Origin of the sequence: Pantoea conspicua (assembly GCF_002095315.1) — a bacterium.
In the GTDB taxonomy this organism is placed as follows: Bacteria; Pseudomonadota; Gammaproteobacteria; order Enterobacterales; family Enterobacteriaceae; genus Pantoea; species Pantoea conspicua.
The window spans coordinates 1-21751 of record NZ_MLFN01000023.1 but is presented as its reverse complement, the minus strand read 5'-3'; the positions used below and the strand labels follow the sequence as shown (position 1 = coordinate 21751).

The window sequence follows — 21751 nt, the reverse complement described above, 5'->3', positions numbered from 1 at the left end:
CCTGTAAGTGACCGCGTGTTTTTGTGGTCTGGCTTCCAAAGCGATAAATCCGCGTCTGTCACCCGAGCATTTTCAGTAAGCCTTGTTTTATACTACGCGCACTTCGTTGTCGCACAGGTTTTAAACATACCATGACCCAGGATGAACTGAAAAAAGCCGTAGGTTGGGCTGCACTCGATTACGTTAAGCCCGGTACGGTTGTCGGCGTTGGCACCGGATCGACCGCCGCCCATTTTATTGATGCGCTCGCGACGGTCAGGCATCAGATTGAGGGCGCGGTCTCCAGCTCCGACGCCTCAACTCAAAAGCTGAAAAGCCTCGGTATTCAGGTGTTCGATCTGAACGAGATCGATGTTCTGTCGGTTTACGTTGACGGTGCTGATGAGATCAACCCGCAGATGCAGATGATCAAAGGCGGTGGGGCTGCGCTGACGCGTGAGAAAATCGTCGCCGCGGTGGCTGAAACCTTTATCTGTATTGCTGACGCCTCAAAAGAGGTGGACGTGCTGGGCCGTTTCCCGCTGCCGGTTGAAGTGATCCCGATGGCGCGCAGCTATGTGGCGCGTCAGCTGGTCAGGCTCGGCGGTTTACCGGAATACCGGCAGAACGTGGTCACCGATAACGGTAATATTATTCTCGACGTGCATAATCTGCGCATTCTCGACCCGATTGAACTGGAAAAAGCGATCAACGCCTTGCCAGGTGTCGTCACCGTTGGCCTTTTCGCCGCACGCGGCGCGGATATCGCGCTGATTGGCGGACCTGACGGGGTGAAAACCATCAAAAAATGATCTCTCCGGCGTCGACGCGGCGCCGGGTGTTTCTGTCTGAAAAACATCTTTTCTCGCCAGGGTGAAATTTGGTGACTTATGTCACATTAGCGTCATCGACAGCGGGTTCGTTCTCCCTTCATCGCAGACATCACGATTTTGTACGGCAATGTGCTGTTGCCGAGCCTTGCCGTGCTGTCGCACAGGCAATCGTTTGTATTGCCGCAGGCGTATTTTTTGATATTTTGACAGAAGGCTGGCTTATGGCAGTCCTCATTGAATTCTGAATAGGGTCGGGAAATGGCAAAGGTATCACTGGAAAAAGACAAGATTAAGTTCCTGCTGGTGGAAGGTGTCCATCAGAGCGCGGTGGAAAACCTGCGGGCTGCAGGCTATACCAACATCGAATTCCACAAAGGCGCGCTGGACGCTGACGCGTTGAAAGCATCGATCCGTGATGCGCACTTTATTGGTATCCGTTCCCGCTCCCAACTGACTGAAGAGATTTTTGCCGCAGCTGAAAAGCTGGTCGCGGTGGGCTGTTTCTGCATCGGGACTAACCAGGTTGATCTGCAGGCTGCTGCCAGCCGCGGCATCCCGGTGTTTAATGCGCCGTTCTCCAATACCCGCTCGGTGGCGGAACTGGTGATTGGCGAAATGCTGCTGATGCTGCGCGGTATCCCGGAAGCCAATGCCAAAGCCCATCGCGGTATCTGGAACAAAAATGCCAAAGGGTCTTTTGAGGCGCGTGGCAAGAAGCTGGGCATCATCGGTTACGGCCATATCGGTATGCAACTGGGCGTGCTGGCTGAAAGCCTGGGAATGCATGTTTTCTTCTACGATATCGAAAACAAGTTGCCGCTGGGCAACGCGACCCAGGTACGCCATATGGCGGAGCTGCTCAATATGAGCGATGTGGTCAGCCTGCACGTGCCGGAGACGGTGTCCACCCAGAATATGATCGGTGCCGAACAGCTGGCGCAGATGAAGCCTGGCGCATTGCTGATTAACGCCTCACGCGGCACGGTAGTGGATATCCCGGCGCTGTGTGACGCACTGGCCAGCAAACAGGTTGGCGGTGCAGCGATCGACGTGTTCCCGGTCGAGCCTGCCACTAACAGCGATCCGTTCATCTCACCGCTCAGTGAATTTGATAACGTCATCCTGACGCCGCACATTGGCGGATCGACCGAAGAAGCCCAGGAGAATATCGGTATTGAAGTCGCCGGTAAGCTGGCGAAATATTCCGATAACGGCTCCACGCTGTCAGCGGTTAACTTTCCGGAAGTGTCACTGCCGATGCACGGCGCCAGCGCCAGCCGTCTGCTGCATATCCATGAAAACCGCCCAGGCGTACTGACCGCTATCAACCAGATTTTTGCCGAGCAGGGCATCAACATTGCCGCCCAGTATCTGCAGACATCGCCGTTTATGGGCTATGTGGTCATCGATATTGATGCTGAGCCAGAACTGGCTGATAAAGCGTTACAGCTGATGAAGGCGATTCCCGGCACCATCCGCGCCCGTCTGCTTTACTAACGGCCATAAATCGCAAGAGGCGCGCTCAGCGCCTCTTTTTTATAGCCTTCGCCTGTCGACTGCTTATTCCCACTGCCACAATTTTGATGGCGTCAGCACCGCCGGTAACGGCACATCCCACTCCGCAACCGGCAGGCTATCGACCCGCTGACAGTCGTGCGCCAGACCCACCGGCAGGAAACCATGCTGTCGCCAGTTTTGCAGCGTACGATCGTAAAAACCGCCGCCCATCCCCAGACGTTGTCCATATTGATCAAAAGCCACCAGCGGCACCATCATCACATCCAGCTGATCGAGAGTAATCAACTGCCGGATATCCAGCGGTGGCTCAGGAATGCGCAGCTTATTACGTACCAGCCGGGTCTCTGTTGAGTAGCGCAGAAACAGCAAATTACCGGGTGAGAAGGGGTGTAAAACCGGCAGAAACACCTGTTTTTTCTGTTGCCACAGTCGGGCTACCAGCGGACGGGTATTGAGTTCACCATCCACTGACAGAAACAGTGCAACGTTCTGTGCGGCGGTGATCGGCGCGTAATTAAGGGCATGTTCAGCGAGTTGTTCAGCCGCCTGCTCCTGCTGCTCATCGGTCAGGGCGCGCCGCAGATGCCGGACGTGCTGGCGAATAGCCTGACGCTGAGGCTGCAGAGCAGAGGGCTGGATTTGATTCGGGAGCTGAGAAGGATCAGACATGGTTTCCCCGCCGGATAAGCCGCTGTTGAAGCAACTATAACATGACAGTCGGGGAAAAATACCGGGACGAACAGGGTAGTGCAAAGGGACTACAGAAGAGAGATCTCCGAGATGCCGCCGTAGGCTGTAACCCTTGAACCCTTGGTTCAAGGTGAATATGCCGTCGCAACCATCAGGCTTCTCGGACGGACCGAGCATGCTCACAGGTTACGGAGCGTCACATTCTGTTTTTTTGAAATATCGGCTCAGGGGACTGGCCCACATGCAAACATCTCAGAGAAAATTTACCTCACCGTTACCAGAGTATAGCAACCATGAAGTTTTATTCGAACTTCGCATCCTCACGCTCGGTGATGCGACCTTGCTCAACCAGTGCCTGTTCAATCGTCTGCTGCAACATACGAATACGCTGTTCCATATTAGCAGCATAATCGCGCGTTTTCACTTTCTCTTGCGCCAGCTCGTGGCAGACGTTTAACGCGGCGATGAACACCAGTTGTTCTGTATTGGTGACTCTAGTGCGAACTTTTAGATCTTGCAACCGTTGATTGAGATCTTCAGCCGCTGCATTCAGCGCATCTTGCTGTTCAGGCGGACAATTCACTCTCAACGAACGACCAAAAATTTGTAAATCTACCGGTTGTGCAGACATGCCACCTTCCTGACTGATTACTTCGCCCGCAACTCCCTTAACCATCAATGGTTTGAGAGGCGGGCAACTATATAGACCCGCGAAATAAGTTACAACCCCTTTTCTGGAAACCTTGAGGCAGCTAGTGGTAGCATAACACGAACTTATTCTGCCAACGACGATGAAAACTTATGTCCTTACAGAACGCAACCCCCGATTACAACGCGCTGGCGGCGGCGCTCTCACAGCAGGGCGTAGGAATGACCCCAGCGGAAATGCACGGCTTGCTGAGCGGCATCCTGTGCGGCGGCAATCAGGACCCGAGCTGGAAGACCCTGGTGCATGATCTGGCCAACGAGGGCATGGCGTTTTCACAAAGCCTGTCGATGCCGTTACAGGCGCTGCATGAAAATATCGCCACCACACTGGAAGATGAAGGTTTTCTGTTTCAGCTGCTGCTGCCGAGCGATGATGACATCACGGTATTCGATCGCGCCGATGCGCTGGCCGGCTGGGTAAATCATTTTCTGCTCGGCCTCGGCGTGACACAGCCTAAACTGGATAAAGTCACCGGCGAAACCGGTGAGGCGATCGATGATTTGCGCACCATCGCCCAGCTGGGCTATGAGGAAGACGAAGATGAGGAAGAGCTGGAACAGTCGCTGGAGGAGGTGATTGAGTACGTTCGTGTTGCGGCGTTGCTGTGTCACGACACCTTTACCCGTCCGCAGCCGACCGCGCCAGAAGTCCGGAAACCGACGCTACACTAAACTTACGTTAACGGGTCAACCGGTCAGTTCAACCCGATCAGATTACAGGGAGTGCAGAGATGATTTCACTGGACAGATTCCAGCAGCGTCGACAGGCGCTGTTAGCGAAAATGGTACCCGGCAGCGCCGCGTTACTGTTTGCCGCGCCTGAAGTGACGCGCAGCAACGACACTGAATATCCGTTCCGTCAGAACAGTGACTTCTGGTATTTCACCGGCTTCAACGAGCCGCAGGCGCTGCTGGTGCTGATTAAAAGTGACGAAACGCATAACCACAGCGTTCTGTTTAATCGGGTACGGGATCTGACCGCGGAAGTCTGGTTCGGACGTCGACTGGGGCAGGAGGCGGCACCGGCAACGCTGGGCGTCGACCGCGCTTTGCCGTGGAACGATATTGGCGAGCAACTGCACCTGCTGCTCAACGGTCTGGATGTGATCTATCATGCGCAGGGCGAACACGAGGAAGCCGACACGCTGGTGTTTAACGCACTGGATAAACTGCGTCGCGGTTTCCGCCAGAATCTCAGCGCACCGGCGACGGTGACCGACTGGCGTCCGTGGGTGCATGAGATGCGCCTGTTTAAGGATGAGGATGAGATTGCGTTGTTGCGCCGCGCCGGAAAAATCAGCGCCCTGGCCCATACCCGGGCGATGGAAGTCTGCCGCCCAGGAATGTATGAATATCAGCTTGAAGGCGAAATTCATCACGAATTTTCCCGCCACGGCGCCCGGTTTCCCGCTTATAACACCATCGTTGGTGCTGGTGAGAATGGCTGCATTCTGCACTACACCGAAAATGAGAGTGAACTGCGCGACGGCGACCTGGTGCTGATCGATGCAGGCTGTGAGTTTCACGGCTATGCCGGTGATATTACCCGCACCTTCCCGGTTAACGGCAAATTCAGCGCCCCGCAGCGCGCTATCTATGACATCGTACTGGCCTCTCTCTATAGGTCACTCACCCTGTTCCGGCCGGGCATCAGTATCCGTGAAGTCAATGATGAAGTGGTGCGGATTATGGTCAGCGGGCTGGTGGAACTGGGCGTGATGCAGGGAGAGGTCGAAACCCTGATTGCTGAAGAGGCGCATCGCCAGTTCTATATGCATGGCCTCAGCCACTGGATGGGTCTGGATGTGCACGATGTGGGGCACTACGGTACCCCAAGCCGCGATCGGATACTGGAGCCAGGCATGGTACTGACCGTCGAACCGGGGCTCTACATCGCCCCGGATGCCGACGTGCCGGCGGAGTATCGCGGCATTGGCATTCGTATTGAAGATGACATTCTGATCACCGAAACCGGCAATGAAAATCTGACCGACAGCGTCGTGAAGGATGCAGAAGCGATCGAAGCATTAATGGCGGCGGCAAAAACAGCATGACTATTCTGATTGCCGGTGGCGGCATGACCGGCGCAACGCTGGCGCTGGCGATATCCCATCTGACGCAGGGCCAGCTGCCGGTGACGCTGATCGAAAGCAGCGAACCTGCCAGCCGGTCGCACCCGGGCTATGACGGCCGCGCCATTGCGCTGGCGGCCGGTACCTGTCAGCAGCTGGCTGATATTAACCTATGGCAGCGCATTGCCAGCTGTGCCACACCGATTACCCATATTCACGTTTCCGATCGCGGCCATGCAGGATTTGTCTCGCTGGCGGCGGCAGACTACGACATTCCGGCACTGGGGCAGGTGGTGGAGCTGTTCGATGTCGGACAGCGTCTGTTTACTGAGCTGAAAAAAGCACCGGGCGTCACGCTGCGCTGCCCGGCTCGCGTCACGCAGGCCAGTCGCAGCGCGCAACAGGTGCAGGTCACGCTGGATAACGGCGAACAGCTCAGTGGCGATCTGCTGGTGGCAGCCGATGGCTCACGTTCAGCGCTGGCGGCTTCCTGCGGTATCCAGTGGCAAACCGAGGACTATCAGCAACTGGCATTAATTGCCAACGTCACCACAGCGTTGCCGCATCAGGGACGTGCATTTGAACGCTTTACCGAGCACGGCCCGCTGGCGTTGTTACCGATGTCCGGCAATCGCCTGTCGCTGGTGTGGTGCCATCCGCTGTCAAAGCGTGATGAGGTTAAGCGCTGGAGTGATGCTGAATTTCTTGGTGAACTGCAACGGGCGTTTGGCTGGCGGCTGGGGAAATTCATCCATGCCGGTCAACGGGAATGCTACCCGCTGGCGCTGCAACGGGCGTTACAGCCGGTCACGCATCGGGTGGCGGTGGTGGGCAATGCGGCGCAGACGCTACACCCGATTGCCGGACAGGGTTTTAACCTGGGCCTGCGCGATGTGATGTCGCTGGCCGAAACGCTGGCCTCAGCCCATCGACAGCAGCAGGACCCCGGCAGCTATGCGGTGCTGAACCATTACCAGCAGCGCCGTGAACAGGATCGCGCCGCGACCATCGGCATTACCGACGGATTAGTCCGCCTCTTCGCTAACCGGCATACGCCGCTGGTGATCGGGCGTAATCTGGGTCTGATGGCGATGGATAATCTGCCGTGGCTACGAAATCAACTGGCTGAGCGTACGCTTGGCTGGGTTAAGCGTTAATAAAGAGGCTTTGATGCAAACTTTTGATGTGGTGATCGCCGGTGGCGGTATGGTCGGTCTGGCGGTCGCCTGCGGCCTGCAGGGCAGCGGACTGCGCATCGCGGTACTGGAGAAATCGCCCGAGCCGCCGCTCAGCCTGAGTGATCAACCCTCGATTCGCGTTTCGGCCATTAATGCCGCCAGCGAACGGCTGCTGCAGAAGCTGGATGTCTGGTCGACCATTCTCTCGCAGCGCGCCAGCGCCTATCACGGCATGGAAGTGTGGGACAAAGATAGCTTCGGCACTATCGCCTTTGACGACCAGCAGCAGGGACTTTCTCATCTGGGTCATATTATTGAAAATCCGGTGATTCACCGCGCCCTGTGGCAACGCGCCAGCGCCTGCAGCGATGTCACGCTGATGGCGCCCTCACAGCTGCAGCAGGTGGCGTTTGGCGACAACGAAGCCTTTATTACCCTGCAGGATGGCAGCATGCTAACGGCGCGTCTGATGATTGCCGCAGATGGGGCCAACTCCTGGCTGCGTAACAAAGCGGATATTCCGCTGACCTTCTGGGATTACGATCACCACGCGCTGGTCGCCAATGTCCGTACCGCGCTGCCGCATGACGCAGTGGCGCGTCAGGTGTTTCATGGTGACGGTATTCTGGCTTTTCTGCCGATGCAGGACCCGCATCTGAGTTCGATTGTCTGGTCGCTGTCGCCGCAGGAAGCGAGCCGGCTGGAGACGATGCCGGAAGCGTTGTTTAACCAGCAGCTGTCGGTGGCGTTTGATATGCGGCTTGGCCTGTGCCAGCTGGAGAGCGAGCGCAAAACCTTTCCTCTGATGGCACGCTATGCACGTAACTTTGCCGCGCATCGTCTGGCGCTGGTGGGCGATGCGGCCCATACCATCCATCCACTGGCAGGGCAGGGCGTCAACCTGGGCTTTATGGACGCGGCTGAACTGATTGGTGAGATTCGTCGTCTGCACCAGCAGGGCAAAGATATCGGACAGCACCTCTATCTGCGCCGCTACGAGCGCAGCCGGAAACACAGCGCTGCGATGATGCTGGCGGGCATGCAGGGCTTCCGCGAGATGTTCGCTGGCACTCACCCGGCCAAAAAGCTGCTGCGCGACGTTGGCCTGAAGCTGGCGGATAGCCTGTTAGGTGTCAAACCGTTGATGCTGAAGCAGGCGATGGGCCTGAATGACCTGCCGGCGTGGCTGCGATAAAGGCAGCGTCAGCGCTCACCACCAGGCCAGCATTCGCTGGCCTTTTTTATCGCTGAAATCCACGCTGCACCATCACAATGCAGTGCCGCACCACTCTGGCCCTTCGTTTGATTTATTCTAATTTTGCCGCGCAATTCGCATTACTTTTTCTTATTCGGTCGGTAAGCCGTCATGGTGTTTTTTTAACATCCTGAACGGCTTCTCGTATAAATTTGCTGTGTATATTCAAACTCCCTGCATTTATTGCGTGATTAATCACAAAATCGCAGTTTTTTATCCTGTCTGCGTACAATCCTGGTTAGGCTGTGCATCAGCTTTCGACCCCGGTTTGCTTATGGTTAATCGTCAGATTCGGTGGTAACGTCAGGCTAAAGAGAACGTTTGCGTCGGCTCCGTTTCCGGCGCGCTTTGCTACTCACTCGCTTCTGCACAGGATGGTTATGACTCAGCAAACACCTCTGTTTGAACAGCATCAGGCCTGCGGTGCCCGCATGGTGGATTTTCATGGCTGGATGATGCCGCTGCACTATGGCTCCCAGATGGACGAGCATCACGCGGTGCGTAATGACGCCGGGATGTTTGATGTCTCCCACATGACCATTGTTGACCTGAAAGGCCCGCGTACCCGCGAATTTCTGCGCTACCTGCTGGCGAATGATGTGGCAAAACTGACCCAGCCCGGTAAAGCACTCTATACCGGCATGCTGAATGCATCGGGTGGCGTCATTGACGATTTAATTGTTTACTTTATGAGCGAGGATTTTTTCCGGCTGGTGGTGAACTCGGCCACCCGTGAGAAAGATCTCGCCTGGATCGGCCGGCATGCAGAGGGCTACGGCATTACGCTGACCGAACGTGACGATCTGGCGCTGATTGCCGTTCAGGGCCCGCAGGCGCAGCAGAAAGCGCAGACGCTGTTCAGCGACGCTCAGCGACAGGCCGTGGCCGGTATGAAGCCGTTCTTTGGCGTTGAGACGGAGGCGCTGTTTATCGCCACTACCGGCTATACCGGTGAAGCGGGATATGAAATTGCGTTACCGGCAGAGCAGGCAGCCGACTTCTGGCAGCGACTGCTGGCCGCCGGGGTAAAACCGGCCGGGCTGGGCGCGCGCGACACGTTGCGGCTGGAAGCGGGGATGAACCTGTACGGTCAGGAGATGGATGAAGGCGTTTCTCCGCTGGCTGCCAATATGGGCTGGACGGTGAGCTGGGAGCCTGCTGACCGGGCCTTCATCGGCCGTGAAGCACTGGAACTCCAGCGTGAACGCGGTGCAGAAAAACTGGTTGGGCTGATCCTGACCGAAAAAGGCGTGCTGCGTAACGGGCTGCCGGTGCGTTTCACCGACGACCAGGGCGAGCCGCAGGAAGGGATCATCACCAGCGGCTCTTTTTCGCCCACGCTGGGTTACAGCATTGCCCTGGCACGGGTGCCGGCCACGATTGGCGACACCGCCATCGTTGAGATTCGTAACCGTCAGATGCCGGTACAGGTTACCCGACCGATTTTTGTCCGCGCCGGTAAACCGGTCGCCCAGTAAATTTTATTCAGGAGAAATGGCCAATGAGCAATGTGCCGAATACGTTGAAGTACCGCGACAGCCACGAGTGGGTGCGCAAAGAAGAAGATGGTTCTTACACCGTGGGGATCACTGAACACGCACAGGAACTGCTGGGTGACATGGTGTTTGTTGATCTGCCTGAAGTCGGGACAACCTTTACGGCCGGTGAAGAGTGCGCCGTCGCCGAGTCGGTTAAAGCCGCGTCTGATATCTATGCGCCGATCAGCGGTGAGATTGTGGCGGTCAATGATGCGCTGTCCGACGCGCCAGAGCAGGTTAACAGCGAGCCGTATGACGGCGGCTGGTTATTCAAAATTAAGGCCAGCGACGAGTCAGAAATTGACGCGCTGCTGGATGCAGACGCTTATAAAGCCTCGATCGACGAGTAATCGTCAGGCGGCCCCACGTTGGGGCCGCGGATTTCTGTTTGCTCTCTCTGTTCCCCAGCCCGATTCAGGATTTACTGCTAATGACTCAGACTCTCAGCCAGCTTGAACACAACGGTGCATTCATTGAGCGCCATATCGGTCCTTCACCCGAGCAACAAGCGTTGATGCTTGAAGCGATTGGCGCTCCGTCTCTGGAAGCGCTAATCGGCGCGATTGTTCCGGCAGATATTCAGTTGCCCGGCCCGCCAGCAGTGGGTGAAGCCGCCACGGAACAACAGGCGCTGGCTGAACTGAAAGCAATAGCCAGTCAGAATCTGCGTTACAAATCCTGGATCGGCATGGGATACAGCGCGGTGATCACCCCACCGGTGATCCTGCGGAATATGCTGGAAAATCCAGGCTGGTACACCGCTTATACCCCGTATCAGCCGGAGGTCTCACAGGGACGACTGGAGGCGTTGTTAAACTTCCAGCAGCTGACTCTGGATCTGACCGGTATGGATATCGCCTCGGCCTCGCTGCTGGACGAAGCCACCGCCGCTGCAGAAGCGATGGCGATGGCAAAACGCGTCAGCAAGCTGAAAAACGCCAGTAAATTTTTTATTGCCGATGATATTCATCCGCAAACCCTTGATGTGGTGCGGACCCGCGCCGAAACCTTTGGTTTTGAACTGATTATCGATAAGGCCGAAAAAGCCCAGGATCATGACGATCTGTTTGGCGTGCTGCTGCAGCAGGTTGGCACCACCGGCGAAGCGCACGATTACAGCGCGCTGATTGCCGCGCTGAAAGCCCGTAAAGTGGTGGTCAGCGTGGCTGCCGATTTTATGTCGCTGGTCCTGCTGGAAGCGCCAGGCAAACAGGGTGCCGATATTGTGTTTGGCTCCGCGCAGCGCTTCGGCGTGCCGATGGGTTACGGCGGTCCGCACGCGGCCTTCTTCGCCAGCCGCGATGAGCATAAGCGCTCAATGCCGGGCCGCATTATCGGCGTCTCCCGCGATGCCGCCGGCCATACCGCGCTGCGTATGGCGATGCAGACCCGTGAACAGCATATCCGTCGTGAAAAGGCCAACTCCAACATCTGTACTTCACAGGTGCTGCTGGCGAATATCGCCGGACTTTATGCGGTATTCCACGGTCCGGCTGGCCTCAAACGCATCGCCTCGCGGATCCATCGTTTTACCAATATTCTGGCGGCAGGGTTGCAGCAGAACGGCCTGACGCTGCGCCATCAGCACTGGTTCGATACCCTGACGGTTGAGGTCTCAGACAAAGCGGCGGTGCTGAACCGCGCCCTGAGCTTTGGCGTAAACCTGCGTAGCGATATTCATCAGGCGGTCGGCATCACGCTGGACGAAACCACCGATCGTGAAGATATTCTGACGCTGTTCGCCATTCTGCTGGGTGACGCGCACGGTCTGGATCTGGATAAGCTCGACAATGAAGTCGCGCTGGAGAGCCACTCAATCCCGGCCGGTTTACTGCGCCATAGTGAGATCCTGACGCATCCGGTGTTCAACCGTCATCACAGTGAAACTGAGATGATGCGCTACATGCACAGCCTGGAGAAAAAGGATCTGGCGCTGAATCAGGCGATGATCCCTCTTGGCTCCTGCACCATGAAGCTGAATGCCGCGGCGGAAATGATCCCGATCACCTGGCCGGAATTTGCCGAACTGCATCCGTTCTGCCCGGCAGAACAGGCGAGCGGTTATCTGCAGATGATCGGTCAGCTGTCGCAGTGGCTGGTACAGCTCACCGGCTACGATGCGCTTTGTATGCAGCCGAACTCTGGCGCACAGGGCGAATATGCCGGTCTGCTGGCGATTCGTCGCTACCATGAAAGCCGCAACCAGGGCGACCGTCACCTCTGCCTGATCCCCAGCTCGGCACACGGTACCAATCCGGCATCCGCACAGATGGCCGGGATGGATGTGGTGGTGGTGGCCTGTGATAAACAGGGCAACATTGACCTGGGCGATCTGCGTGAGAAAGCGGCACAGGCGGGCGACAAACTCTCCTGCATCATGGTCACCTATCCGTCGACCCACGGCGTTTATGAAGAGACCATCCGCGAAGTCTGCCAGATTGTGCATCAGTATGGCGGTCAGGTTTACCTCGACGGCGCCAACATGAACGCGCAGGTCGGTATCACCACGCCGGGCTACATTGGCGCGGATGTGTCGCACCTTAACCTGCATAAAACGTTCTGTATTCCGCACGGCGGCGGCGGACCGGGAATGGGACCGATTGGCGTCAAAGCGCATCTGGCCCCCTTTGTTCCAGGTCACAGCGTGGTGCAGATCGATGGCGTATTAACGCAGCAGGGTGCGGTTTCAGCGGCACCGTTTGGCAGCGCCTCCATTCTGCCGATCAGCTGGATGTACATTCGCATGATGGGCGCGGAAGGGCTGAAGCAGGCCAGTTCAGTGGCGATCCTGAATGCCAACTATATCGCCAGTCGTTTGCAGTCCGCCTATCCGGTGCTCTATAACGGTCGTGATGGTCGGGTAGCGCATGAATGTATTCTCGATATCCGCCCACTGAAAGAGCAGACCGGCATCAGCGAACTGGATATTGCCAAGCGCCTGATCGATTACGGCTTCCACGCGCCGACCATGTCGTTCCCGGTGGCGGGGACATTGATGGTGGAACCGACCGAATCGGAAAGCAAAATCGAACTGGATCGTTTTATCGATGCGATGCTCTCTATCCGTATGGAGATCGATCGGGTAACGGCGGGCGAATGGCCGCTGGAAGACAATCCGCTGGTCAATGCGCCGCATACTCAGCTGGAAATCGTCAGCGAATGGTCTCATCCCTACAGCCGTGAGCTGGCAGTTTTCCCGGCGGGCAGCCATAACAAATACTGGCCGACGGTAAAACGTCTGGATGATGTGTTTGGCGACCGTAATCTGTTCTGCTCCTGCGTACCGATGAGCGACTATCAGTAACGCGCGTTATTCGCGTAGCAGTGAAACCAAACTGAGCAGGGCCGATTCGTCGGCCCTTTTGTATAAGGGGACAAGATGAAATTAGCACTGGTTACTGGCGGCAGCCGCGGTATCGGACGCGCCACGGCGTTATTACTGGCCGCCAGAGGCTATCGGGTGGCGGTCAATTATCGCCAGCGCGAGGCGGAAGCAGAGCAGGTGGTGAGAGAAATTCAGCAACAGGGCGGCGAGGCCTTTGTGCTGCAGGCGGATATTGCCGATGAAGCCCAGGTGATGGCGATGTTCACGCAACTCGATCAACAGTCCGCGCCGCTGACCCTGCTGGTGAATAACGCCGGGATTCTGTTTCAGCAGTGCCGGGTCGAGCAGCTGGATGCGGCACGCCTGCATAAGGTGTTTGCGACCAATGTCATCGGCACCTTTCTCTGCTGCCGTGAAGCAGTCAAACGAATGGGAACCCACCACGGCGGCCAGGGCGGCGCGATTGTTAATGTCTCGTCAGCCGCGGCCCGGATTGGGGCACCGGGCGAGTATGTCGATTACGCCGCGTCGAAAGGGGCGATGGATACGCTGACCAAAGGATTATCGCTGGAAGTGGCGCAGCAGGGGATTCGGGTTAACGGGGTTCGTCCGGGCTTCATCTATACAGAAATGCATGCCGATGGCGGCGAGCCAGGCCGGGTAGATCGCCTCGCCAGTGCGATCCCGATGGGGCGCGGCGGTCACGCGGAGGAGGTAGCGGAAGCCATTGTCTGGCTGGCCAGCGAGGCCGCCTCTTACGTCACCGGCAGCATCATCGATGCTGCCGGTGGGCGCTAACGCATCACGCCGCTGCATTTCAGCCGCGGCGTCACCCGTTACAGGTTTTCGCCGTTGCTGGCGATAACCTGCTGATACCAGTTGAAGCTCTTCTTCTTCGAACGGGAGAAATCACCGCTGCCGTCGTCGTTTTTATTGACGTGAATAAAGCCGTAACGCTTATCGTACTGGCCGGTGGTAAAGGAGACGCAATCCAGGCAGCCCCACGGCGTATAGCCCATTAACTCTACACCGTCGTGAGTGACTGCTTTTTTCATCTCTTCGATGTGGGCGCGCAGATAGTCGATGCGGTAATCATCTTCAATCACGCCTGCGTCGTTTGGCTTGTCGATGGCACCAAAGCCGTTCTCTACGATAAACAGCGGCTTCTGATACCGTTCGTACAGTTCGTTAAGCGCGTAACGCAGGCCGACCGGGTCAATTTGCCAGCCCCAGTCTGATGCTTTAACGTGGGGATTTTTTACCACCCCTTCGAATCCGGTAATCGGGTCATCCACGCCGCTGGCATCGGTTTTCACCGCGTTACTCATGTAGTAGCTGAAGCCGACGTAGTCTGCACAGCCCTGACGCAGTGTATCAGCGTCATCCGCCTCCATCTGGATCTCATAGCCTTTACGCGCCCACTCTTTCAGGGTGTAAGCCGGGTAGTAGCCGCGCATCTGCACATCGCTGAACACGTAACGCTGATGCATCGCTTCCTGCGCCAGCACCACATCATCTGGATGACAGGAGAAAGGATAGACCGGCACCATGGCGATCATGCAGCCAATCCGGAAGTCAGGATTAATGTCATGACCGAGTTTGACCACTTTCGCGCTGGCGACAAACTGGTGATGCATCACCTGATACATCGCCTGTTCCGGTTTCTCATGCTCGGTAAAAATCACGCCAGAGCAGCAGTAACCAAACAGCGGATATTGCCAGTTGCGCTGGTTGTTGATCTCGTTAAAGGTCATCCAGTATTTCACTTTGTTTTTATAGCGATTCAGCACCACTTCGCTGAAGCGCACAAAGAAATCGACCACTTTGCGGTTGTGCCAGCCGCCGTACTGTTTCACCAGGTGATAGGGCATTTCGAAGTGGGAAAGGGTGATGACCGGTTCAATACCGTACTTCAGCAGTTCATCAAACAGATCGTCGTAGAATTGCAGACCAGCCTCGTTGGGCTGTTGCTCGTCGCCATTCGGGAAGATGCGGGTCCAGGCAATTGAGGTGCGGAAACATTTGAAGCCCATCTCGGCAAACAACGCCACATCCTGCTTATAGTGGGAATAGAATTCCACCGCCTGATGGTTCGGATAAAAGTTGCCGGGCTGAACGCCGTCAGTGATCACCCTATCGACACCGTGTGAGCCGCCGGTCAGCACGTCAGCGATGCTGACGCCTTTGCCGCCCTGATCCCAGCCGCCTTCAACCTGATGCGCCGCAACCGCACCGCCCCAAAGGAACCCTTTTGGTAACTGCAATTCTGCACTCATGCTTCACTCCATTACGGATATTGAAATTGCTGTGAGTGTAGCAAGGCAATAATGAAAGTCACGATATAACAACGCACGCAAAATGTGATCTGTTACAGCCAGAAAACAGGTTGTTTTATTTACCCAGCTGGCGTCCAATCGCTTCAATAATATAGGTGACCGGCACCTGAGTGGTGATGTCATAATTATCTGCCATCCGGATGATCGGCACGTGATAACAGAGCCTGAAATCACTCATTTTCGCCAGTGAGCAACTCTCAGTGTTAGTTATCGCAATAATTTTGCACTTATTGAGACTGAACTGGCTGGCAATGCGCAGGATCTCTTCAGTTTCGCCAGAAACAGACAGAATTATTGCAATCGCATTTTCATACAGATCGGGGCTGACCGGATAATAGGGATCGTCAATCGCGTGGCTGAATTTGCCAAGGTTTGAAAAGAAACGCGCCGCATATTTTGCCAGACTGCCTGAGGTTCCGACGCCAATAAAAAATACCCGCTCAGCCTGATTAATCTTTTGTGCGGCCTCGGCAATTAATTGCCCGAACTCGTCGTTATTAATACTTTTAAAGAAACTCAGCATCTCATTGACGCTGGCGGTATTGACCTGCGGTGTACTCTGCTGCTCGGTTAACCGCAGCCGGATACGAAATTCTGACCAGCCCTCGCAGTGCATCTTGCGGCAAAAGCGTAGCACGGTGGTGGTGGAAACCGCAGCCTGCTCGGCCAGCTCGCGAATGGTCATATAACCGACCCGTTCACGATGTTTGATGATGAACTGATAGACCTGCATTTCGAGATCATTAAGGCGGGCGAGATCGCGGTGCGAAAACATGGATGGCTCATTGTACAGTTGACCAGCCGACAGTTTACCAGATTCATCAGCGGGTTTGACCGTTACAGCGTTTCACAGATTATTTTCAGCGTACATGTGTACACCCAAACGGTTGTTGGCTACTCTGATCGTCCTGTTTTCGTTATGGCTTCACTTTCAGGACACTTTATGACCACCATACGTATCCCCTCGCCAGGCTATTCACTCGCCGAGGAAATTGCTAATAGCATCAGTCATGGGCTGGGCTGCCTGTTTGGTATTGTTGCCCTGGTGCTGATGCTGAATAAGGCATATGAGACCGGTGCAGATGCCATAGCCATCACCAGCTACAGCCTGTATGGCGGCAGCATGATCCTGCTGTTTCTCGCCTCAACGCTTTATCACGCCATCCCCAACGGCCGGGCCAGACCCTGGCTGAAAAAGCTGGATCACTGCGCAATCTATCTGCTGATAGCGGGCACCTATACACCTTTCCTGCTGGTAGGCCTGAAGTCGCCGCTGGCATACGGCCTGATGGTGGTGATCTGGGGTCTGGGGCTGGCCGGTATCATCTTTAAGCTGACTATTGCTCACCGTTTCAAAGTGCTGTCGCTGGTGACCTATCTCTGCATGGGCTGGCTGTCGCTGATTGTGGTCTATCAGCTGGCGATGACGCTGGCACCGGGCGGCATCTGGCTGCTGGCAATCGGTGGCATCATCTATTCGCTGGGGGTGATTTTCTATGTGGCGCGACGCATTCCTTATAATCATGCAATCTGGCACGCATTTGTACTGGGCGGCAGTATCTGCCATTTCTGCGCGATTTACTTTTATGTCAGCTAGCCAGGCGGAGCGGGCTTCCGCCTGGCGACGATCAGAGTTGTGAAGCGAGCATATCTTCCAGCTTTTGCTGATCCACGGCGAACTGGCGGATGCCTTCCGCCAGTTTATCGACCGCCATCGGATCCTGATTATGCAGCCAGCGGAATTGCGCTTCCGTCAGAGGGGAGGGCGGATTCGATACCGCGGTCGAAGGCGTTAACTGGCGCGTCACCGGCAGCGTGCTGCTTTCCAGGCTCTGCAGCAAATCGGGGGAGATCGTCAGTCGATCGCAGCCCGCCAGTGCCAGCACCTGTTCGATTTTACGAAAGCTGGCACCCATGATCACTGTCTGATAGCGGTGAGATTTGTAGTAGTGATAAATGTTGCGTACCGACACCACGCCGGGATCGCGCTGCGCATCGTATTCCGTCTGTGGATTGCGGCTCTGATGCCAGTCATAGATGCGTCCGACAAACGGCGAAATCAGAAACACGCCCGCTTCGGCACAGGCCTGTGCCTGGGCAAAGGAAAACAGCAGCGTCAGGTTGCACTGGATACCGTTGCGTTCCAGCGTTTCAGCCGCGCGGATCCCTTCCCAGGTGGCAGCCAGCTTAATCAGAATGCGTGAGCGATTAACTCCCTGCTCTTCATACATCCGTACCAGCTTTTCGGCTTTGGTGACGCACATGCCGCGGTCAAAGGAGAGGCGTGCATCCACTTCGGTCGAGACCCGGCCAGGCACGCTTTTCAGGATCTCCACCCCCAGGTTAACCGCGACCCGATCGCTGGCATTGATTATCTGCGTCTGTTTGCTGCCGCCCTGGGTGCGGGCGTGATCAATCGCCTGTTCAATCAGCGGCTGGTAGCCGGGCAGCGTCGCCGCTTTCAGGATCAATGACGGATTTGTGGTGGCGTCCTGCGGGTGATAGCGACGTATCGCCTCAATATCGCCGCTGTCGGCCACCACGGTGGTGAACTGTTTCAACGCCTCTAATGGGTTCATTTTCTGCTCCTTAGTCAGATCTATAGTCAGACCCGCAGCGCCACGGCAGGCACACTTTTCCCTGCGAAGGCAGCGTCGCATCTCTGGTGGTGTGGTGAAGGAAAGTCAGGCGGAGTCCGGTGACTGGCGGCTTCGCCTGATGAAAAAGAGCGGCTTACTTATTCAGGCTGGCCTGCTCGTAATACTCAATTTTATCGACTTTTGCGCTCGACCCACCGGCTTCAAACTCCGACGCCAGCCACGCATTGACGATGCTTTTCGCCAGTTCCGGTCCGACCACGCGTGCGCCCATCGTCATCACCTGCGCATTGTTACTTTTACGGGCGCGCTCTGCCGAGAAGGTGTCATGACACTGGGCCGCCCGGACGCCGGGGACTTTATTGGCCACGATCGCCACGCCAATGCCGGTACCGCACAGCAGAATACCGCGCTGATATTGTCCCTGCTGAATAGCCGTCGCCAGCGCAAAGGCTACGTCCGGATACATTGGCCGGTCATTGCGGGCGTCATTGCTGTAATCCACCACTTCGTATTGTTTCTCTTCCAGATGACGTTTAATTAAATTTTTCAGTTCAATCGCCGCATCATCGGCGCCAATCGCGATCGTTTTCATCGTCTTCTCCAGCCAGTTACCCGCTCAGCCCGCCACGCAACGACAGGCGCAAAAAAAATGTTCAGCTTTAGCCTGACACATTTGTGTTCATATGTTCAATACTATTTCATGTGTTTTGTGCGGGGTGGCGACGATAAACCGGACTGTAATCCTGATTATTCGCCGGTCAGCGCGGTGGACCGGCAGGTTATCTGAAAAAAGCGCTGAATTTAATTCATTTGAAGAGGATCACAGATCTCATCGTTGCTGTTGAGACCTGCTCAATTATACGTGTACTGTTCATTTGTTCGAATAGTGATACCAATGTACAAGAAGACCCATTGAGGACTCGCACATGGATTACCCAGGCCCTGTTTTTTGCACCTGCTTCGACAATGCACCGCGTGCGTTGCCAACACCTGACACCACTTTTTATCGCGCCCAGACCGGAGGTGCGTCATGACCCAGACCACAATGACCGCAGTGGAGCAATCCGCAATTCGTAAAATCTCCTGGCGACTGGTGCCGTTTGTCGCCCTGATGTTTTTTATCAACTTCCTGGACCGTACGGCGATTTCATTCGCCGGACCCAATGGCATGACGCAGGATCTCGGCCTGACCGCCGTGCAGTTCGGTCTCGCCTCCGGCATCTTTTTCATCGGCTATATCCTGCTTGAAGTGCCAAGCAATCTGGCGCTGCATCGCTTTGGTGCCCGTAAATGGCTGGCGCGGATTATGATCAGCTGGGGCATCGTGTCGCTGCTCTTCACCTGGGTCAGCAGCATTAACGGGCTCTATACCCTGCGTCTGCTGCTGGGCATTGCGGAAGCGGGCTTCTTTCCCGGCGCCATCCTCTATCTCAGCATGTGGGTACCCGCGCGCCATCGCAGCAAAATCCTGTCGCTGTTTTACCTGGCTCAGCCCCTGACGGTGGTGTTTGGTGCACCGCTGGCGGCATCCTTTATTGAACAGCATGGCCTGTTTGGTCTGGCGGGCTGGCGCGTGATGTTCCTCGGCGTCTCCATCCCGGCCATTCTGATCGGCATTGTGGCGCTGTTCTGGCTGGTGGATTCACCGCGTCAGGCGAAATGGCTGACGGCGGATGAGAAAAACTGGCTGACCCGCGAGCTGGATGCAGAACATAAGACGAAAACCCAGACCGGACACCAGGGCGTGCGCAGCGTTCTCGGGAATCGCCGCGTCTGGATGCTGTGTCTGATCTACTTCGGTTTTATCTACGGTCTCTATGCGCTGGCCTTCTTCCTGCCAACCATCATCGGTGGCTTCCAGCAGCAGTTTGGCACCACTTTCAATGTGATGCAGAAAGGGTTGATCACCGGCGTGCCTTATCTGATTGCCGCGGTGGTGATGTTCTTCTGGTCCCGTGACGCCTCTCGTCGTGGCTGCAAAACCTGGCATATTGCGATTCCGGCGGTGACCGGCGGGATCAGTGTGCCGCTGGCGCTGTTCATGGACTCGCCTTTCACCACCATCATGGTGATTGCGATTACCGCCAGCTCTATCTTTGCCGCCTTACCCAATTTCTGGACGTTGCCGACACAGTTTCTGACCGGCGCTTCGGCCGCGGCCGCTATCGCCCTGATCAACACGCTGGGCAATGTGGCGGGCTTCTCGGCGGGCTATATCACCGGCGCGCTGCACGATGCCACCAGCAGCTACACCGTACCGATGTTTGTGGTTGGCGGCTTCATGTTGTTGTCAGCAGTGCTGATGCTGTTGCTGAACCGTAGCCGCCAGCTGGAACCGACCTCTCTCGCACAGGAGCAATTACCATGACTTACCTGTTTAACCAGCCTTCCGCTTTCGCGGCTGAACTGATCGAAGGCTTCGTGGCCGCTAATGCCGATAAAGTACGTCAGGTGCCGGGCGGGGTGGTACGCAACACCCGCAGCCAGCCGGGCAGCGTGGCGGTGGTGGTGGGTGGTGGCTCAGGTCACTATCCGGCGTTCGCCGGGTTGGTTGGACAGGGTCTGGCGCACGGCGCGGCGATGGGCAACCTGTTTGCCTCTCCGTCAGCGCAGCAAATTTATAATGTGGCGCGCGCCGCCAGTAATGGGGGTGGCGTGTTACTGATGTTCGGCAACTACGCCGGTGATGTGCTGCATTTCGGTCAGGCTTGTGAGCGTCTGCGCGGCGACGGTATCCCGTGCGAGATTCTGGCGGTCACCGACGATATTTCCAGCGCCAGCATCGACGAGATTGAGAAGCGGCGCGGCGTCGCCGGTGATCTGACGGTGTTCAAAGTGGCCTGCGCCGCCGCCGAGGCGGGCCATACTCTGAAGCAGGTGCTCCAGCTGGCGCAGCATGCCAACAATCGCACCCGTTCGTTTGGCGTAGCGTTTTCTGGCTGTACCTTACCGGGCGCCTCGCATCCGCTGTTCGAGGTGGAAAAAGGACGAATGGCGCTGGGACTGGGCATTCATGGCGAACCGGGTATCAACGAATCGGACGTACCGACCGCCGATGAGCTGGCCGAAATTTTTGTTAACCGGCTGCTCAGCGAGCTGCCGCCGGGCATCAGCCAGACGGCGGGAGAGCGGGTTGCGGTGATCCTCAACGGCCTCGGCACGGTGAAATATGAAGAGCTGTTCGTGGTCTATCGTCGGGTGGCGCAGCTGCTTGAGGCGGCGCAGCTGCAGGTCATTGAGCCGGACGTTGGCGAATTTGTCACCAGTTTTAATATGGCTGGCGCTTCACTGACGTTGATGTGGCTGGATGATGAGCTGGAAACGTTCTGGCGCGCCCCGGCCAATGCGCCAGCCTACCGCAAAGGCAGCGTTATCGTTGCCGAACCGCTGGGCCCGGATGCGATGCAGGAGCAGGCAGAAGAGAACCTGCCTGTCGCCAGCGCCGACTCACAGCAGAGCGCACAACAGCTGCTGCAACTGCTGGAGGCGGTAGCCGCCATGCTGCAACGCAACGCCGAAAAACTGGGCGATATCGATGCGGTTGCGGGTGATGGTGATCATGGCATCGGGATGGAGCGCGGCGTGCTGGGCGCGGTGGAAAAAGCGCGTGAGGTGGCGGCGCGAGGAGCGGGAGCCGGCACGCTGTTATGCCGCGCCGCTGATGCCTGGGCAGATAAAGCGGGTGGCACCTCCGGCGCTGTGGGGGTGGCGCTGACTGC

General features: G+C 56.5%; 19 protein-coding genes and 1 other RNA gene. 13 read left to right on the top strand and 7 right to left on the bottom strand.

What is annotated here, in order from left to right; translation table 11 throughout:
• Nucleotides 1-131: 131 nt before the first annotated feature.
• The gene (rpiA, locus tag HA41_RS10090; protein WP_094120678.1) at nucleotides 132-791 is read left to right on the top strand and encodes a ribose-5-phosphate isomerase RpiA; all 660 of its coding nucleotides are present in this window, start codon (nucleotides 132-134) and stop codon (nucleotides 789-791) included.
• A 279-nt stretch (nucleotides 792-1070) separates the two neighbouring features.
• On the top strand, nucleotides 1071-2309 hold the full coding sequence (gene serA, locus HA41_RS10085) for a phosphoglycerate dehydrogenase (protein WP_094120677.1): 1239 nt from the start codon (nucleotides 1071-1073) through the stop codon (nucleotides 2307-2309).
• A gap of 63 nt (nucleotides 2310-2372) precedes the next feature.
• Here serA and HA41_RS10080 read toward each other — a convergent pair whose 3' ends face one another.
• The 3 genes from HA41_RS10080 to zapA form a co-directional block, all read right to left on the bottom strand.
• Nucleotides 2373-2999: a 5-formyltetrahydrofolate cyclo-ligase gene (locus HA41_RS10080; RefSeq protein ID WP_094120676.1), complete on the bottom strand. Its 627-nt coding sequence runs from the start codon at nucleotides 2997-2999 to the stop codon at nucleotides 2373-2375.
• A 99-nt stretch (nucleotides 3000-3098) separates the two neighbouring features.
• Nucleotides 3099-3282: non-coding RNA, 6S RNA (ssrS, locus tag HA41_RS10075), on the bottom strand.
• 39 nt (nucleotides 3283-3321) lie between these two features.
• Complete coding sequence (gene zapA, locus HA41_RS10070; RefSeq protein ID WP_094120675.1) at nucleotides 3322-3651, bottom strand: cell division protein ZapA; 330 nt, start codon at nucleotides 3649-3651, stop codon at nucleotides 3322-3324.
• Nucleotides 3652-3821: 170 nt separating this feature from the next.
• Between zapA and HA41_RS10065 the strand changes: the two genes are divergently transcribed.
• The 8 genes from HA41_RS10065 (at nucleotide 3822) to HA41_RS10030 (ending at nucleotide 13894) form a co-directional block, all read left to right on the top strand.
• Nucleotides 3822-4400, top strand: a complete 579-nt coding sequence (locus tag HA41_RS10065) for a YecA/YgfB family protein (RefSeq protein WP_094120674.1) — start codon at nucleotides 3822-3824, stop codon at nucleotides 4398-4400.
• A gap of 59 nt (nucleotides 4401-4459) precedes the next feature.
• Nucleotides 4460-5782 carry a Xaa-Pro aminopeptidase gene (gene pepP / locus HA41_RS10060; RefSeq protein WP_094120673.1) on the top strand — a complete coding sequence of 441 codons (1323 nt, stop codon included), beginning with the start codon at nucleotides 4460-4462 and terminating at the stop codon, nucleotides 5780-5782.
• On the top strand, nucleotides 5779-6957 hold the full coding sequence (ubiH, locus tag HA41_RS10055) for a 2-octaprenyl-6-methoxyphenyl hydroxylase (protein WP_094120672.1): 1179 nt from the start codon (nucleotides 5779-5781) through the stop codon (nucleotides 6955-6957). The genes pepP and ubiH overlap by 4 nt, the downstream gene beginning before the upstream one ends.
• A gap of 13 nt (nucleotides 6958-6970) precedes the next feature.
• On the top strand, nucleotides 6971-8173 hold the full coding sequence (gene ubiI, locus HA41_RS10050; protein WP_094120671.1) for an FAD-dependent 2-octaprenylphenol hydroxylase: 1203 nt from the start codon (nucleotides 6971-6973) through the stop codon (nucleotides 8171-8173).
• 440 nt (nucleotides 8174-8613) lie between these two features.
• Complete coding sequence (gene gcvT, locus HA41_RS10045; protein ID WP_094120670.1) at nucleotides 8614-9711, top strand: glycine cleavage system aminomethyltransferase GcvT; 1098 nt, start codon at nucleotides 8614-8616, stop codon at nucleotides 9709-9711.
• A 23-nt stretch (nucleotides 9712-9734) separates the two neighbouring features.
• Nucleotides 9735-10121, top strand: coding sequence for a glycine cleavage system protein GcvH (gcvH, locus tag HA41_RS10040; protein ID WP_094120669.1), 387 nt, complete (start codon nucleotides 9735-9737; stop codon nucleotides 10119-10121).
• A gap of 80 nt (nucleotides 10122-10201) precedes the next feature.
• Nucleotides 10202-13075 carry an aminomethyl-transferring glycine dehydrogenase gene (gene gcvP / locus HA41_RS10035; RefSeq protein WP_094120668.1) on the top strand — a complete coding sequence of 958 codons (2874 nt, stop codon included), beginning with the start codon at nucleotides 10202-10204 and terminating at the stop codon, nucleotides 13073-13075.
• Nucleotides 13076-13150: 75 nt separating this feature from the next.
• The gene (locus HA41_RS10030; protein WP_094120667.1) at nucleotides 13151-13894 is read left to right on the top strand and encodes an SDR family oxidoreductase; all 744 of its coding nucleotides are present in this window, start codon (nucleotides 13151-13153) and stop codon (nucleotides 13892-13894) included.
• Between the two features lie 38 nt (nucleotides 13895-13932).
• Here the strand turns inward: HA41_RS10030 and HA41_RS10025 are convergent, their stop codons facing one another.
• Together HA41_RS10025 and HA41_RS10020 are read right to left on the bottom strand one after the other, a co-directional pair.
• Entirely contained in the window at nucleotides 13933-15372 is a 1440-nt protein-coding gene (locus HA41_RS10025) for a 6-phospho-beta-glucosidase (RefSeq protein ID WP_094120666.1), read from the bottom strand.
• Between the two features lie 115 nt (nucleotides 15373-15487).
• A complete protein-coding gene (locus HA41_RS10020) occupies nucleotides 15488-16207 on the bottom strand; it encodes a MurR/RpiR family transcriptional regulator (protein ID WP_094120665.1) in 720 nt (239 codons plus the stop codon).
• Nucleotides 16208-16375: 168 nt separating this feature from the next.
• Here HA41_RS10020 and trhA point away from each other — a divergent pair, with 168 nt between their 5' ends.
• Nucleotides 16376-17029, top strand: a complete 654-nt coding sequence (gene trhA, locus HA41_RS10015) for a PAQR family membrane homeostasis protein TrhA (protein ID WP_094120705.1) — start codon at nucleotides 16376-16378, stop codon at nucleotides 17027-17029.
• 31 nt (nucleotides 17030-17060) lie between these two features.
• Here trhA and tal read toward each other — a convergent pair whose 3' ends face one another.
• Complete coding sequence (gene tal, locus HA41_RS10010) at nucleotides 17061-18011, bottom strand: transaldolase (protein ID WP_094120664.1); 951 nt, start codon at nucleotides 18009-18011, stop codon at nucleotides 17061-17063.
• Between the two features lie 154 nt (nucleotides 18012-18165).
• Nucleotides 18166-18624, bottom strand: a complete 459-nt coding sequence (gene rpiB, locus HA41_RS10005) for a ribose 5-phosphate isomerase B (RefSeq protein WP_094120663.1) — start codon at nucleotides 18622-18624, stop codon at nucleotides 18166-18168.
• Nucleotides 18625-19062: 438 nt separating this feature from the next.
• Here rpiB and HA41_RS10000 point away from each other — a divergent pair, with 438 nt between their 5' ends.
• Nucleotides 19063-20400 (top strand): MFS transporter, encoded by a 1338-nt coding sequence (locus HA41_RS10000; RefSeq protein WP_094120662.1) that lies wholly within the window; start codon nucleotides 19063-19065, stop codon nucleotides 20398-20400.
• Nucleotides 20397-21751, top strand: a 1355-nt coding sequence (locus tag HA41_RS09995; RefSeq protein ID WP_094120661.1) for a dihydroxyacetone kinase family protein, incomplete at its 3' end; no start/stop codon positions are given. The genes HA41_RS10000 and HA41_RS09995, both read left to right, overlap by 4 nt.

Excerpts from the sequence above, each read along its gene's own strand:
- rpiA (WP_094120678.1), top strand. The coding sequence starts at position 132 with ATGACCCAGGATGAACTGAAAAAAGCCGTAGGTTGGGCTGCACTCGAT.
- serA (WP_094120677.1), top strand. The coding sequence starts at position 1,071 with ATGGCAAAGGTATCACTGGAAAAAGACAAGATTAAGTTCCTGCTGGTG.
- HA41_RS10080 (WP_094120676.1), bottom strand. The coding sequence starts at position 2,999 with ATGTCTGATCCTTCTCAGCTCCCGAATCAAATCCAGCCCTCTGCTCTG.
- zapA (WP_094120675.1), bottom strand. The coding sequence starts at position 3,651 with ATGTCTGCACAACCGGTAGATTTACAAATTTTTGGTCGTTCGTTGAGA.
- HA41_RS10065 (WP_094120674.1), top strand. The coding sequence starts at position 3,822 with ATGTCCTTACAGAACGCAACCCCCGATTACAACGCGCTGGCGGCGGCG.
- pepP (WP_094120673.1), top strand. The coding sequence starts at position 4,460 with ATGATTTCACTGGACAGATTCCAGCAGCGTCGACAGGCGCTGTTAGCG.
- ubiH (WP_094120672.1), top strand. The coding sequence starts at position 5,779 with ATGACTATTCTGATTGCCGGTGGCGGCATGACCGGCGCAACGCTGGCG.
- ubiI (WP_094120671.1), top strand. The coding sequence starts at position 6,971 with ATGCAAACTTTTGATGTGGTGATCGCCGGTGGCGGTATGGTCGGTCTG.
- gcvT (WP_094120670.1), top strand. The coding sequence starts at position 8,614 with ATGACTCAGCAAACACCTCTGTTTGAACAGCATCAGGCCTGCGGTGCC.
- gcvH (WP_094120669.1), top strand. The coding sequence starts at position 9,735 with ATGAGCAATGTGCCGAATACGTTGAAGTACCGCGACAGCCACGAGTGG.
- gcvP (WP_094120668.1), top strand. The coding sequence starts at position 10,202 with ATGACTCAGACTCTCAGCCAGCTTGAACACAACGGTGCATTCATTGAG.
- HA41_RS10030 (WP_094120667.1), top strand. The coding sequence starts at position 13,151 with ATGAAATTAGCACTGGTTACTGGCGGCAGCCGCGGTATCGGACGCGCC.
- HA41_RS10025 (WP_094120666.1), bottom strand. The coding sequence starts at position 15,372 with ATGAGTGCAGAATTGCAGTTACCAAAAGGGTTCCTTTGGGGCGGTGCG.
- HA41_RS10020 (WP_094120665.1), bottom strand. The coding sequence starts at position 16,207 with ATGTTTTCGCACCGCGATCTCGCCCGCCTTAATGATCTCGAAATGCAG.
- trhA (WP_094120705.1), top strand. The coding sequence starts at position 16,376 with ATGACCACCATACGTATCCCCTCGCCAGGCTATTCACTCGCCGAGGAA.
- tal (WP_094120664.1), bottom strand. The coding sequence starts at position 18,011 with ATGAACCCATTAGAGGCGTTGAAACAGTTCACCACCGTGGTGGCCGAC.
- rpiB (WP_094120663.1), bottom strand. The coding sequence starts at position 18,624 with ATGAAAACGATCGCGATTGGCGCCGATGATGCGGCGATTGAACTGAAA.
- HA41_RS10000 (WP_094120662.1), top strand. The coding sequence starts at position 19,063 with ATGACCCAGACCACAATGACCGCAGTGGAGCAATCCGCAATTCGTAAA.